This is a genomic window from Micromonospora sp. NPDC051300, from assembly GCF_044455315.1.
Lineage (GTDB): Bacteria > Actinomycetota > Actinomycetes > Mycobacteriales > Micromonosporaceae > Micromonospora > Micromonospora robiginosa.
In genome coordinates this window covers 18,703-31,333 of sequence record NZ_JBITEP010000027.1, presented here as the reverse complement: position 1 = coordinate 31,333, position 12,631 = coordinate 18,703, and the positions used below count along the sequence as shown (strand labels likewise).

Sequence of the window (12,631 nt, the reverse complement as noted above, 5' to 3'; positions counted from 1 at the left end):
AGCCGACATGACGGTGGACATCGAGGCCGCCAACCGGGAGCTGGCCGAGGCCCGGCAGGAGGGGAAACCCTGCCCGCCGCTGCGCGGCCGGCTGCTGCCGGAGGGCGACGTCGAGGCCGCCTACCAGGCGCAGCAGGTCTACACCCGGCAGCGCCTGGGCAAGGGGCACCGCCGGGTCGGCGCGAAGATCGGCCTGACCTCCCGGGCGGTGCAGGAGAGCTTCGGCGTGTTCCAGCCCGACTTCGGGGTGCTCTTCGACGACATGGCGGTCGGTGACGGCGAGGAGGTGCCGATCGGTCGGTTGCTCCAGCCCCGGGTGGAGGCGGAGATCGCCTTCGTGCTCGGCGTCGACCTGCCGGACGAGCGGGTGACCACCGTCGACCTGGTCCGGGCCGTGGACCACGTGCTGCCGGCCATCGAGATCGTCGACTCGCGGATCGCCGATTGGGACATCTCCATCGTGGACACGGTGGCGGACAACGCGTCGAGTGGGTTGTTCGTGCTCGGCACCGCGCCGCGCCGGCTCGCCGACGTGGACCTGCGGCTGTGCGGGATGGTGCTGGAGCACGCCGGCGAGCCGGTCTCGGTGGGCGCGGGCGCGGCCTGCCTCGGCAACCCGTTGCACGCGCTGCGCTGGCTGGCCGGCACCATGGCCCGCGCGGGTGACCCGCTGAAGGCCGGTGACGTGGTGCTCTCCGGCGCGCTCGGCCCGATGGTGCCGGTGACGCCGGGCGCCGCGTACGAGGCACGGATCTCCGGGCTCGGCTCGGTGCGTACCTGCTTCTCGAAGGAGACCTCATGACTGTCGGGGTGGCGGTGCTCGGGTCGGGCAACATCGGCACCGACCTGATGATCAAGGTGCTCAGGCTGAGTACCGAGCTGCGGATGGTGGCGATGGCCGGCATCGACCCGGCCTCCGACGGTCTGGCCCGGGCCCGCCGGCTCGGTGTGGCCACCACCGCCGAGGGTGTCGACGGCCTGGTCGCGCTGCCCGAGTTCGCCGACGTGGAGCTGGTCTTCGACGCCACCTCGGCCGGCGCGCACCGTCGCCACGACGAGGTGCTGCGCGCGCACGGCCGGACCGTCGTCGACCTGACCCCGGCCGCGCTCGGCCCGTACGTGGTGCCGACGGTCAACCTGGACGAGCACCTGCACGAGCCGAACGTCAACATGGTCACCTGCGGCGGGCAGGCCACCGTGCCGATCGTGCACGCGGTCGGCCGGGTCACCCCGGTCGCCTACGGGGAGATCGTCGCCTCGATCGCCTCGAGGTCGGCGGGCCCGGGCACCCGGGCCAACATCGACGAGTTCACCGAGACCACCGCGCGGGCCATCGAGGTGGTCGGCGGCGCGGAGCGCGGCAAGGCCATCATCGTGCTCAACCCGGCCGACCCGCCGCTGCTGATGCGGGACACCGTCTACTGCCTCTGCCCGGACGCCGACGCCGACCGGGTGGAGATCGCCGCCTCGGTGGCCGACATGGTGGCGACCGTGCAGGAGTACGTGCCCGGCTACCGGCTCAAGCAGGAGGTGCAGTTCGACCCGGTGGACACGTACGCGCCGGTGCTCGGGCGGCACGTCACCGGCCTCCAGGTGTCGGTGTTCCTGGAGGTCTCCGGCGCCGGGCACTACCTGCCCGCGTACGCCGGGAACCTGGACATCATGACGTCGGCCGCGCTGCGCACCGCCGAGCGGCTGGTGGCCCTGCGGGAGGTGGCCGCGCGATGACCGACCTCTACCTCCAGGACGTGACGCTGCGCGACGGCATGCACGCCATCGCCCACCGCTACACCGTCGACCAGGTCCGCGCCATCGCCGCCGCGCTCGACGCGGCCGGGGTGGCGGCCATCGAGGTGGCGCACGGCGACGGGCTGGCCGGGTCGAGCGTCAACTACGGCCACGGCGCGGCCTCCGACGCCGAGTGGATCTCGGCCGCCGCCGAGGTGCTGACGAACGCCCGGCTCACCACGCTGCTGCTGCCGGGCATCGGCACCATCGCCGACCTGAAGGCGGCGAAGGCGCTGGGTGTGACGAGCGTGCGGGTCGCCACCCACTGCACCGAGGCCGACATCTCCGCCCAGCACATCGCCTGGGCCCGGGAGAACGACATGGACGTCTCCGGGTTCCTGATGATGTCGCACCTCAACGACCCGGCCGGACTGGCCGCCCAGGCCAGGCTGATGGAGTCGTACGGCGCGCACTGCGTCTACGTCACCGACTCCGGCGGCCGGCTGCTGATGTCCGACGTGGCGCAGCGCGTCGACGCGTACCGGCAGGTGCTGGCGCCGGAGACGCAGATCGGCATCCACGCGCACCACAACCTGTCGCTCGGCGTGGCGAACAGCGTGCTGGCGGTGGAGCACGGCCGGATCCTCGGCGACGGTCCGCTCGGCTCGCCGTCCGGGCGCACCGTGCGGGTGGACGCGTCGCTGGCCGGGATGGGCGCGGGCGCCGGCAACGCCCCGCTGGAGGTCTTCGTCGCGGTCGCCGAGCTGCACGGCTGGAAGCACGGCTGCGACGTGTTCGCGCTGATGGACGCCGCCGACGACCTGGTCCGCCCGTTGCAGGACCGGCCGGTGCAGGTCGACCGGGAGACGCTCTCCCTGGGGTACGCGGGCGTCTACTCCAGCTTCCTGCGCCACGCGGAGCGGGCGTCGGCGAAGTACGGGGTGGACGTCCGGTCGATCCTGGTCGAGTTGGGCCGTCGACGGATGGTCGGCGGTCAGGAGGACATGATCGTGGACGTGGCACTGGACCTCGCCGGCAAGGAGCAGACCGCATGATCGGGCCGGACGTCGCGGGGATCGCGGAGAAGCTTGGCGCGGCGGCGGACTCCGCCACCGCGATTCCGCAGCTCGCCGCCGAGACCGGCCTCGACGTGGACACCGCGTACGCGGTGCAGGAGGCGCTGGTGCGGCGTCGTCTCGACCGCGGCGAGCGCCTGGTCGGGTTGAAGATGGGGCTGACCAGCAAGGCCAAGATGGCCCAGGTCGGCGTGGACGAGGTGATCTGGGGCCGGCTCACCGACGTGATGCGGGTGCCGGACGGCGGGACCGTCGACACCGGCGACTTCATCCACCCCCGGGTCGAGCCGGAGGTGGCGTTCCTGCTGGACCGGCTGCCCGAGCCGGGTGAGCCGGTCGGCTCGTTCACCCGGGCGGTCCGCGCGGTCGCCCCCGCGATCGAGCTGATCGACTCCCGGTACGCGAACTTCACCTTCTCCCTGCCGGACGTGGTCGCGGACAACACCTCGGCCGCCGCGTTCGCGATCGGGCCCTGGTCGCCGGTGCCGGACGGGCTGGACAATCTGGGCGTGCTGCTGGAGATCGACGGGCGGGTGGCGCAGGTCGGCTCGACCGCGGCGATCCTCGGCGATCCACGCCGGGCGCTCGACGAGGGCCTGCGGCTGGCCGGCCGGCACGGCGTCCGGCTGCGCAAGGGCTGGGTCTTCCTGGCCGGCGCGGCCACCGCGGCGGTGCCGCTGCGCCCGGGCGCGCACGTGCGCGCCGTCGTGGAGAAGCTGGGGTCCGCCTCGCTCAGGGCAGTCTCGTGACCGGCCGGGTCGTCGCCGGCAAGGCCGTGCCGCGCGGGGCGTTCCCGCACGTCAAGGTGGCCGGCGGGTTCGTCTTCGTCTCCGGTACGTCGTCGCGCCGGCCGGACAACACGTTCGCCGGTGTGGCGGTGGACGAGTTCGGCACCACCGACCTGGACGTCCGGGAGCAGACCCGGGCGGTGATCGGGAACATCCGCGACCTGCTCCGCTCGGTCGGCGCCGACCTGGCCGACCTGGTGCAGGTCACCAGCTACCTGGTCAACATGAACGACTTCGGTGGCTACAACGAGGTGTGGGCGGAGTTCTTCGACGCCACCGGTCCGACCCGGACCACCGTCGCCGTGCACCAGCTTCCGCACCCGCACCTGCTGATCGAGATGCAGGCCGTGGCCCTACTGCCGTCCGGAGGTCAGTCATGAGTGAGATCGCCGAGCCGTTCAGCTTCACCGGCTGGATCGGGGAGAACCAGCACCTGCTCAAGCCGCCGGTGGGCAACAAGGAGATGCTGCCCGGCAGCGACGACTTCATCGTCATGGTGGTGGGCGGGCCGAACCAGCGCACCGACTTCCACGTCGACCCGTACGAGGAGTTCTTCTACCAGGTCAAGGGCAACATGCACGTCAACCTCATGACGCCCGAGGGCCCGCGTACGGTGCACGTGCGCGAGGGGCAGATGTGGATGCTGCCGCGCAACACCCCGCACTCGCCGCAGCGGCCGGAGGCCGGCTCGATCGGCATGGTGATCGAGCGGGTGCGCGAGGAGGGCACGCTGGAGAAGTTCCAGTGGTACTGCGCCGAGTGCAGCCACAAGGTGCACGAGGTCGAGTTGCAGGTGCGCGACATCGCCGCCGACCTGCCCCCGGTCTTCAGCGCGTTCTACGCCGACGAGAAGGCCCGCACCTGCGACAACTGCGGCGCGTTGCACCCGGGCAAGGGCTGATGCCGCTGCCGGTGGTGGACGTGCACACGCACGTCGTACCGAAGGGATGGCCGGACCTCGCCGCGGCCTGCGGCGGGTCCGGCTGGCCGTGGCTGCGGGTGGACTCCGAGCGGGCCGCCATGATCATGGTGGGGGAGACGGAGTTCCGGCCGGTCGGCGCGCCGTGCTGGGACGCGCCCACCCGGCTCGCCGACATGGCCGCCGACGGCGTCGACGTGCAGGTGGTGTCGCCCACCCCGGTCTTCTTCGGCTACGACCGCCCGGCCGACCAGGCGGTCAGGGTGGCCCGGATCTTCAACGACCTCACCCTGGAGGTCACCGCGGCCGGCGGCGGCCGGCTGGTGCCGTTCTGCCAGGTGCCGTTGCAGGACCCGGACGCCGCCTGTGCCGAGCTGGACCGCTGCCTCGCCGCCGGGCACGCCGGCGTGGAGATCGGCAACCACGTCGGCGACCGGGACCTCGACGACGCCGGCATCGTGGAGTTCCTGACCCACTGCGCCGAGGTCGGCGCGCCGGTCTTCGTGCACCCGTGGGACATGCCCGGCGGCCCCCGGCTGAACCGGTGGATGGCCCGCTGGCTGACCGGCATGCCGGCCGAGACGCACCTGTCCGTGCTGGCGCTGATCCTCGGCGGCGTCTTCGACCGGGTGCCGGAGACGCTGCGGATCTGCTTCGCCCACGGCGGCGGCAGCTTCCCGTTCTGGCTGGGGCGCGCCGACAACGCCTGGCACCGCCGCGGCGACCTGGTACGCGGCGCGTCCGTCGCGCCGCCCAGCTCGTACGTCGACCGGTTCAGCGTCGACTCGGTGGTGTTCGAGCCGGCCGCGTTGCGCCTGCTGGTGGACACCATGGGCGCGGACCGGGTGCTGCTGGGCAGCGACTACCCGTACCCGCTGGGGGAGCGGCCGGTCGGGCAGGTGGTGCACCGCTCCGACTTCCTCACCGACGCGCAGCGGGCCGCGCTGCTCGGCGGCAACGCCCTGCGCTTCCTCGGCCGAGTCGATATATAAGGAAACCGGAGTGGCGGCGGTCGCGGCGGAATACTCCGCGACCGTCCTGCACTACGACCGGGACTTCGATCTGCTGGCGGATGTCGGTGGCCCCCGGTCGGAGTGGGTGGCTCCGCCCGGGACCCTGTCCTGACGGCTTCGGGTGCGTCTGTCGTTGCTCCGGCGACAACAGACGCACCCGAAGCGCCGGGACGGCCGGTCAGGAGTGCGGGCAGGTGTCGCGGTATTCCTCGATGGCGCTGCCTCGGGGCGCCGGGCAGAGGAACTGCTCGTAGCGGGTGTCGTCGTCGACGAACCGCTTGAGCCAGGAGATGCTGTACTTCGCGACCGTCACATTCGGCGAGGTCGGCGCCGAGTGGGTCGCCGCGTTCAACTCCAGGTACGCCTTGTCCAGGGTTGCCGGCAGGCTGGTGTAGAACGGCTCGGAGTGCGACGACACCGGCGCGACCGTGTCGTTCTCGGCGCCGATGACGAGCGTCGGCACGCGCACCGACGACCAGTTCTTGACGGTGTGCCAGCCGGTCAGCGGGATCGCCGCCTGGAGTGAGGGCCGGGCGTTGGCCGCAGAGAGGCTGCCGCCGCCGCCCATCGAGTGCCCCATCACGGCGAGCCGGTTCCGGTCCACCCGGGCGCGTACCGAGCTGGTGGTGGCCAGGTAGTCCACGGCGGCCAGGAGTTGGGTGCCGCGGCTGGCCGGCTGGTCGTAGACGGACAGCGTGTCGATGGTGATGACCACGAACCCCTGGGAGGCCAGGCGCGGTCCGAGCCAGGCGACGGAGGACTGGCTGGCGGTGAAGCCGGGGGATATGGCGACCGCGCCGAAGGTGCCCTCGGCGGTGCTCGTCGGGTAGTAGATCGTGCCGCCCCGGAAACCGCTCACGCTCGACGCGGCGACAGTGGTCTGCGCGATGGCGAACGGTCCGCGGGTGGCCTCGATGCTGGTCACCGTGGGCGCGGGACCCCGCTCGTAGGGGTTGGCGGCCAGCGTCGTGACCGGGGCGCCGTCGCGGGCCCCCGCCGGGGTCGCGGGCGGGACGGCGAGACCGGCGGCGGTCAGCGCCAGGGCGAGCAGTGGGTGGAGGACCCGCGGAAGGCGGCGGGTCGGCGGTGGGGTGCTCTGCGGGTCGGGTACGTGTGGCACGGCGCGCTCCCTGGGGTGGCGGTTGCGGCGACATCGACTCAAGTCGATCGATGTGGTCATCGTCCGCGTCCGTGCCCCGCCCCGGCAATCCCGGTCCGGTCATGCCAACCGGGTATGGACCCCGTCCCGGACGTGTCGTCCCGCCGTCCGGCCGCCGAACGGGCAGGATGGCGGCATGGCCGAGCCGCACGACCTGACCGCGCTGGAGCAGGCCGCCGCGATCCGCCGCGGCGAACTGTCCAGCCTGGAACTGGTCGAGCACCACCTGCGCCGGGTCGACGCGCTCGGCGACACGGTAGGCGCGTTCGTCACCGTCACCGCCGAGCGGGCCCGGACCGCCGCCCGGGCCGCCGACGCCGCCCCCGCCGACGCGCGCGGACCGCTGCACGGGGTGCCCACCGCGATCAAGGACCTCACGCTGACCGCCGGGGTGCGGACCACGTTCGGCTCGGCCGCCTTCGCCGACTTCGTGCCGCCCGTCGACGCCGACGTGGTCCGGTTCCTGGCCGACGCGGGCCTGGTCAGCCTCGGCAAGACCACCACCTCCGAGCTGGGCTGCTCGCTCTACTCCGAGGGGCGGGTCGCGCCGCCGGCCCGCAACCCGTGGGACCTGGCGTACACCGCGGGTGGCTCCAGCGGCGGCGCGGCCGCCGCGGTGGCCGCCGGCCTGGTGCCGGTGGCGCAGGGCTCCGACGGCGGCGGCTCGCTGCGCATCCCGGCCGCGCTCTGCGGCCTGGTCGGGCACAAACCGAGCCGGGGGCTGGTCTCCGGCGGCCCGCTCGGCTTCGGCGCGTTCGGACTGCCCACCAACGGGCCGATCGGCCGCACCGTCGCCGACGTGGCCGCGCTGCTCGACGTGCTGGCCCGGCCGGTGCCCGGCGAGCCCTACCTGCCGCCGGCCGCGCCCGCCGGCGGCTACCTCGGCGCGGCCCGCGCCGCCGAGCCGGGCCGGCTGCGGATCGGCCGCTTCACCGCCGGGATGCTCGCCGACGAGCCGGTCCACCCCGCCTGCCTGGCCGCCGTCGACCGGGCCGCCGCGCTGCTCGCCGACGCCGGGCACGAGGTGGTCGAGGTCCCCGCGCCGCTCGGCCCGGAGGTCTGGCCGATGTTCGAGACCGTCTGGTACGCGCTCGCGCTCGCCCCGGTGCCGCACGACCGGGAGGGCGAGCTGCTGCCGCTGACCCGGTTCCTGCGCGCGCGTGGCGAGGCGGTCGGCGCGGCCCGGCTGATGGCCGCGCTCGGCGAGCTGCAGGCGCAGGTACGCCTCGGCGTGCGCCGTACCGCCGGCTGTGACCTGCTGCTCTGTCCCACGCTTGCCGCACCGCAGGCGCCGGTCGGCGCGTTCGCCGCGCTCGACCCGGCGGACGACTTCGACAGGCAGCGGCGCTTCTCGCCATACTGCGCGGTCTTCAACGTCACCGGCGATCCGTCCGTTTCGCTGCCGGTCGGCCGGACCGCCGAGGGCCTGCCGGTCGGGGTGCTGCTCACCGGCCGGTACGGCGACGACGCGACATTGACCGCCACTGCCGCGCAACTGGAGCACTCCTGTGGCGGATGGGATCAGCACCCCGCAATCTGGCGGGCCGTCGACTCCGCTAACGTGAACATCACAAGCGAGGTCGGGCGCGGCCCGTCGTGACCGTCCACCCGACCCGGAACATTCCTGGTCTCTTTCCGCCTGGGGGCGTTGGGATTGTCTGTTACCGAGACGTTGGTGTTCTTCGTCGGCATCCCGGCCGCCGCGGTGCTGGTGATCGCCGGTCTGGCGGCCGCCGGCAGCCGTGGCAGCGGTGGCGGCGCCAAGCGCTACCGGCCGGGGCGGCCCTTCGACTTCACTCCGGTCTGGTTCCTGGGCCGTCCGGAGCAGCTGGCCGACTCGGCCGGCACCGCGCTGACCGCCGGGGCGCAGGCGCCGGCGCTGACCAGCCGCAAGCAGGAGCAGGCCGGCCGGGAGGCTCCGGCCAGTGGAACCGGAGGCGCAAGTGACCGTTGGTGAAGCACGGCCCACGACCGGGACGGGCACCCCGCCCGACGTGCTGGACGGGCCGTTCTCGACCCGGCAGCTGCTCCGCATCGACGAGGCGCTCCGCCTGGCCGACCAGGGGACCGGCCTGGTCTTCTCGGTCTACGTCGGCGGCCTCGACGAGCCGATCCGGGAGCACGCCGAGCGGCTGCACCGGCAGCTCGCCGACCCGGACCGGTCGGTGCTGATCGCGGTGTCGCCCAACCAGCGGCAGTTGGAGATCGTCACCGGCAAGTACGCGCGCAAGCGCATCCCGGACACGTACGCCAAGCTGGCCGCGCTCTCCATGGTGGCCTCCTTCGGCGGCGGCGACCTGGCCGGCGGCGTCATCCAGGGCCTCGACCAGCTCGCCAGCCACGCCGGCAAGGGCTGAGCGCCGCCCGCAGACACGACGAAGCCCGGCCCGCGCATCGCGTGGGCCGGGCTCTCTCGTCGTCTCAGCGGGGCCAGGCGGAGGGATCCGACAAACGGCCCGGGCCGACGCGGGCTCCCACCCACGCCGGCCCCGGCCGTCGTGCCCCTGCTCAGGCGCTGCGGGTGTCCCGCTCGCGGGCCTTCAGCGCGCGGACCACGCCGTCGCGGCCCTCGGCGACCAGGCGGCGCAGCGACGCCGGCTGGCCGTCGCGGGCCAGCCACGCGTCGGTGGCCGCGACGGTGTCCTCGTCGACCAGGTACGACGGGTAGGCGAGCTGCACGAACTCCTGCGCCGGCTCGCTGTCGCGCTGCGCCCAGACCTGGTCCACGGTGGCGAAGTAGCGCTCCCGGTAGGGGGCGGTCAGCTCCGCCTGCGCCGGGTGGGTGAAGCCCTGCAGCAGCGCCCGGTTGCGCCAGTTGGGCAGCGCGTCCGGGCCGGTGAGCTGCGCCCACACCGCCGCCTTGTTCGACTCGGTGGGCACCAGCGCGTACGCGTAGGCGGCCTCCCGCTCGCCGCTGGCGGTGCGGTCGCCGGCCAGTTCGGCGTCCACCTCGGCGGTCCCGGCCGCGCCGTTGGCGACGAGCGACTGGAGCACGGTCCAGCGCAGCTCGGTGTCGACGGTCAGCCCGTCCGGCACCCCGCTGCCGTCCAGCCAGCCGCGCAGCGTCGCCAGGTCCTCGCTGGAGCGGGCCGAGGAGGCGTATGCCCGGGCCCAGGCGAGCTGGAAACCGCTGCCCGGCTCCGCCGCGGCGAGCGCGGTCCGCGCGGTGCGGGCCAGGTCCGCCCAGCCGGTCGGCGCCCACGCCGGGTCGGCGTAGAAGGTGAGCGCGGTGGTCGCCTGCCGCAGCGTGGCGGTGACCAGGTTGATGTCGGTCTCCGCGGTCAGCCCGGCCAGCACCAGCGCCACGTAGTCGCGGGCGGCCAGCTCGGCGTCGCGGGTCATGTCCCAGGCGGCCGTCCAGCACAGCGCCCGGGCCAGCGACGAGTCGAACCCGGAGATGTGCTGCACCACAGTCGACATGGACCGCTCGTCCAGCCGCAGCTTGGTGTAGGTCAGGTCCTCGTCGTTGAGCAGCAGCACGTCCGCGGCCGGCTTGCCGTGCAGCGCGGACAGCTCGGTCAGCTCGCCTGTCACGTCCACCTCGACCAGCTCGCGGCGGGCCAGCCGGCCGTCGGTCAGGTCGTAGAGGCCCACCCCGATCCGGTGCGTACGCAGCGTCGGGTGCCCGGCCGGCGCCTCCTGCCGGACCACCACCCGCTCGTACGTGCCGTCGGCCCCGACGGTCACCTCCGGGCGCAGCGTGTTGACCTGCGCGGTCTCCAGCCACTGGGCCGCGAACTTGCGCAGCTCCCGGCCGGACGCCGCCTCCAGCTCGGACAGCAGGTCGTCGAAGGTGGCGTTGCCCCACGCGTGCTTGCCGAAGTAGGCGCGCAGGCCGGCCAGGAACGGCTCCTCGCCCACGTACGCGACGAGCTGCTTGAGCACGCTGGCGCCCTTGGCGTACGTGATGCCGTCGAAGTTGACCTCGACGGCCTCCAGGTCCGGCATCTCGCAGTAGACCGGGTGGGTGGAGGAGAGCTGGTCCTGCCGGTAGCCCCAGTTCTTCCGGATCGACAGGAACGTGGTCCAGGCGTCGGTGAACCGGGTCGCGTGGGTGTTGCACCAGTGGCTGGCCCACTCGGCGAACGACTCGTTCAGCCACAGGTCGTTCCACCAGCGCATGGTGACCAGGTCACCGAACCACATGTGGGCCAGCTCGTGCAGGATCGTGTTGGCGCGCTGCTCGTACTCGAAGTCGGTGACCTGCGAGCGGAAGATGTAGTGCGACTCGGCGTGCGTGACGCAGCCGAAGTTCTCCATCGCGCCGGCGTTGAAGTCCGGCACCCAGAGCTGGTCGTACTTGGGCAGCGGGTAGCGCACGCCGAACTTCTCCTGGAAGAAGTCGAAGCCCTGCGTGGTGATCAGGTGCAGGTCGTCGGCATCCATGTGCGGGGCCATGCTGGCCCGGCAGAAGTAGCCCATGTCGATGCCGTCGTGGGTGTGCCGCACCTCGTGGTACGGCCCGGCGCAGAGCGCGGTGATGTAGGTGCTCATCCGCTCGGAGACGGTGAAGTGCAGCGTCTTCATGCCCTCGTCGGCGGCCTCCTCGCGGGCCACCGGCATGTTCGACACGACCTTCCAGTGGTCCGGGACGGTGGCGTGCCAGGTGTAGACGCTCTTCAGGTCGGGCTGGTCGAAGCAGGCGAAGACCTTCTGCGCGTCGGCGGTCTCGAACTGGCTGTAGAGGTAGGTCTCGCCGTCGACCGGGTCGACGGTGCGGTGCAGGCCCTGCCCGCTGTTCGAGTACGCGAAGTCGGCGTCGACCACGAGCACGTTCTCGGCGGCCAGGCCGGTCAGCGTGAGGCCCTTCTCGGCGGACCAGTCGGACAGGTCGACCGGGTCGCCGTTGAGGGTGGCCGAGCGCACCGAGTCGGCGGCCGTCTCGATGAACGTGGTCGCCCCCGGCTCGGTGCAGCGGAACCGGACCTCGGTCACCGAGCGGAACGTGCGACCGGTCGGTTGCACGGCGGTCGACAGGTCAAGGCTGATGTCGTACCCGGTCACCTCGAGCAGGCGGGCCCGCTCGGTCGCCTCGACCTGGGTCAGGTTGCGCACTCCCGGCACTGTTCGTCTCCATCCCACTCGTCTCGCCGCGCCCCGCGGCACCGGTTCCGGCCCGGACCGCTCGTGACGGCCGGCGCAGGACCGAGTCTTCCATGCACGCACCGCCTTCGGTGGGCGAGGTCACGCTCTCATTCCGCTACCGGTCGACGGTGCGCGGGGTGAGGATCGAAGGATGAAGGCGCCGGGGTTCCGGCGCGGGGAAAGACGTGAAGGGACGACACCGTGACCGAACGTGTCACCGCGGACATGTGGTTCGACCCGCTGTGCCCGTGGGCGTGGATCACCTCTCGCTGGCTGCTGGAGGTCGAGCAGGTCCGGGACGTGGACATCCGGTTCCACGTGATGAGCCTGTCCGTGCTCAACGAGGGGCGGGAGCTGCCGGAGGAATACCGGGAGCTGATGACCAAGGGCTGGGGTCCGGTGCGGGTGTGCATCGCCGTCGAGCAGGCGCACGGCGCCGAGACGCTGGCGAAGCTCTACACCGCGATGGGCACCCGGATCCACCTGGGCAAGGAGGAGTTGGGCCGGGACATGCTGGTCGGCGCGCTCACCGATGTCGGGCTGGACCCGGGGCTCGCCGACGCCGCCGAGTCCACCCAGTACGACGACGCGCTGCGGGCCAGCCACGAGGCCGGTATGCGGCCGGTCGGCACCGAGGTGGGCACGCCCGTGGTGCACGCGCCCGGCCCGGACGGCGGGCAGGTCGCCTTCTTCGGCCCGGTCATCACGCCGGCGCCGAAGGGCGAGGCGGCCGGCCGGCTGTGGGACGGCGTGCTGCTGGTCTCCGCCACCCCCGGCTTCTACGAGCTGAAGCGCACCCGCACCCAGGGCCCCATCTTCGACTGAGGGGTAAGGCGGGGCCCCCTGTTAACGCCTCCGGTAGA

14 protein-coding genes are annotated in these 12,631 nt (G+C 72.9%); 12 read left to right on the top strand and 2 right to left on the bottom strand.

Annotation, left to right across the window (positions count from 1 at the left end; genetic code table 11):
• Positions 1 to 7 precede the first annotated feature (7 nt).
• Genes ACIA5A_RS24595 through ACIA5A_RS24560 form a run of 8 tightly spaced genes read left to right on the top strand, consistent with a single transcriptional unit; the run spans position 8 to position 5,636 of the window.
• Positions 8 to 802, top strand: a complete 795-nt coding sequence (locus tag ACIA5A_RS24595) for a 2-keto-4-pentenoate hydratase (protein ID WP_396766679.1) — start codon at positions 8 to 10, stop codon at positions 800 to 802.
• On the top strand, positions 799 to 1,728 hold the full coding sequence (locus tag ACIA5A_RS24590; RefSeq protein WP_396766677.1) for an acetaldehyde dehydrogenase (acetylating): 930 nt from the start codon (positions 799 to 801) through the stop codon (positions 1,726 to 1,728). Before ACIA5A_RS24595 ends, ACIA5A_RS24590 begins: the two co-directional genes overlap by 4 nt.
• The gene (gene dmpG, locus ACIA5A_RS24585) at positions 1,725 to 2,783 is read left to right on the top strand and encodes a 4-hydroxy-2-oxovalerate aldolase (RefSeq protein ID WP_396766675.1); all 1,059 of its coding nucleotides are present in this window, start codon (positions 1,725 to 1,727) and stop codon (positions 2,781 to 2,783) included. The genes ACIA5A_RS24590 and dmpG overlap by 4 nt, the downstream gene beginning before the upstream one ends.
• Positions 2,780 to 3,553, top strand: a complete 774-nt coding sequence (locus tag ACIA5A_RS24580; RefSeq protein ID WP_396766673.1) for a 2-keto-4-pentenoate hydratase — start codon at positions 2,780 to 2,782, stop codon at positions 3,551 to 3,553. Before dmpG ends, ACIA5A_RS24580 begins: the two co-directional genes overlap by 4 nt.
• Positions 3,550 to 3,972 (top strand): RidA family protein, encoded by a 423-nt coding sequence (locus tag ACIA5A_RS24575; RefSeq protein ID WP_396766671.1) that lies wholly within the window; start codon positions 3,550 to 3,552, stop codon positions 3,970 to 3,972. Before ACIA5A_RS24580 ends, ACIA5A_RS24575 begins: the two co-directional genes overlap by 4 nt.
• Positions 3,969 to 4,493, top strand: coding sequence for a 3-hydroxyanthranilate 3,4-dioxygenase (locus ACIA5A_RS24570; protein ID WP_396766669.1), 525 nt, complete (start codon positions 3,969 to 3,971; stop codon positions 4,491 to 4,493). Before ACIA5A_RS24575 ends, ACIA5A_RS24570 begins: the two co-directional genes overlap by 4 nt.
• Positions 4,493 to 5,503, top strand: coding sequence for an amidohydrolase family protein (locus ACIA5A_RS24565; protein WP_396766667.1), 1,011 nt, complete (start codon positions 4,493 to 4,495; stop codon positions 5,501 to 5,503). Before ACIA5A_RS24570 ends, ACIA5A_RS24565 begins: the two co-directional genes overlap by 1 nt.
• A gap of 10 nt (positions 5,504 to 5,513) precedes the next feature.
• On the top strand, positions 5,514 to 5,636 hold the full coding sequence (locus tag ACIA5A_RS24560; RefSeq protein ID WP_396766665.1) for a hypothetical protein: 123 nt from the start codon (positions 5,514 to 5,516) through the stop codon (positions 5,634 to 5,636).
• A 66-nt stretch (positions 5,637 to 5,702) separates the two neighbouring features.
• Here the strand turns inward: ACIA5A_RS24560 and ACIA5A_RS24555 are convergent, their stop codons facing one another.
• The gene (locus ACIA5A_RS24555; protein ID WP_396766663.1) at positions 5,703 to 6,644 is read right to left on the bottom strand and encodes a dienelactone hydrolase family protein; all 942 of its coding nucleotides are present in this window, start codon (positions 6,642 to 6,644) and stop codon (positions 5,703 to 5,705) included.
• 175 nt (positions 6,645 to 6,819) lie between these two features.
• Here ACIA5A_RS24555 and ACIA5A_RS24550 point away from each other — a divergent pair, with 175 nt between their 5' ends.
• The 3 genes from ACIA5A_RS24550 (at position 6,820) to ACIA5A_RS24540 (ending at position 9,040) form a co-directional block, all read left to right on the top strand.
• Complete coding sequence (locus ACIA5A_RS24550) at positions 6,820 to 8,283, top strand: amidase (RefSeq protein WP_396766661.1); 1,464 nt, start codon at positions 6,820 to 6,822, stop codon at positions 8,281 to 8,283.
• Positions 8,284 to 8,355: 72 nt separating this feature from the next.
• Complete coding sequence (locus tag ACIA5A_RS24545) at positions 8,356 to 8,640, top strand: hypothetical protein (protein ID WP_181572519.1); 285 nt, start codon at positions 8,356 to 8,358, stop codon at positions 8,638 to 8,640.
• Positions 8,627 to 9,040, top strand: a complete 414-nt coding sequence (locus ACIA5A_RS24540) for a DUF5130 family protein (protein WP_091069547.1) — start codon at positions 8,627 to 8,629, stop codon at positions 9,038 to 9,040. The genes ACIA5A_RS24545 and ACIA5A_RS24540 overlap by 14 nt, the downstream gene beginning before the upstream one ends.
• 151 nt (positions 9,041 to 9,191) lie before the next feature.
• On the opposite strand, the gene pepN is transcribed toward ACIA5A_RS24540, so the two are convergent.
• Positions 9,192 to 11,738 carry an aminopeptidase N gene (gene pepN, locus ACIA5A_RS24535; protein ID WP_396766659.1) on the bottom strand — a complete coding sequence of 849 codons (2,547 nt, stop codon included), beginning with the start codon at positions 11,736 to 11,738 and terminating at the stop codon, positions 9,192 to 9,194.
• A 231-nt stretch (positions 11,739 to 11,969) separates the two neighbouring features.
• Between pepN and ACIA5A_RS24530 the strand changes: the two genes are divergently transcribed.
• On the top strand, positions 11,970 to 12,593 hold the full coding sequence (locus tag ACIA5A_RS24530) for a disulfide bond formation protein DsbA (RefSeq protein WP_396766657.1): 624 nt from the start codon (positions 11,970 to 11,972) through the stop codon (positions 12,591 to 12,593).
• Positions 12,594 to 12,631: the final 38 nt, after the last annotated feature.

What these genes read in the sequence shown, in the direction of transcription:
- ACIA5A_RS24595 (WP_396766679.1), top strand. Translation starts at nt 8, where the DNA reads ATGACGGTGGACATCGAGGCCGCCAACCGGGAGCTGGCCGAGGCCCGG.
- ACIA5A_RS24590 (WP_396766677.1), top strand. Translation starts at nt 799, where the DNA reads ATGACTGTCGGGGTGGCGGTGCTCGGGTCGGGCAACATCGGCACCGAC.
- dmpG (WP_396766675.1), top strand. Translation starts at nt 1,725, where the DNA reads ATGACCGACCTCTACCTCCAGGACGTGACGCTGCGCGACGGCATGCAC.
- ACIA5A_RS24580 (WP_396766673.1), top strand. Translation starts at nt 2,780, where the DNA reads ATGATCGGGCCGGACGTCGCGGGGATCGCGGAGAAGCTTGGCGCGGCG.
- ACIA5A_RS24570 (WP_396766669.1), top strand. Translation starts at nt 3,969, where the DNA reads ATGAGTGAGATCGCCGAGCCGTTCAGCTTCACCGGCTGGATCGGGGAG.
- ACIA5A_RS24565 (WP_396766667.1), top strand. Translation starts at nt 4,493, where the DNA reads ATGCCGCTGCCGGTGGTGGACGTGCACACGCACGTCGTACCGAAGGGA.
- ACIA5A_RS24550 (WP_396766661.1), top strand. Translation starts at nt 6,820, where the DNA reads ATGGCCGAGCCGCACGACCTGACCGCGCTGGAGCAGGCCGCCGCGATC.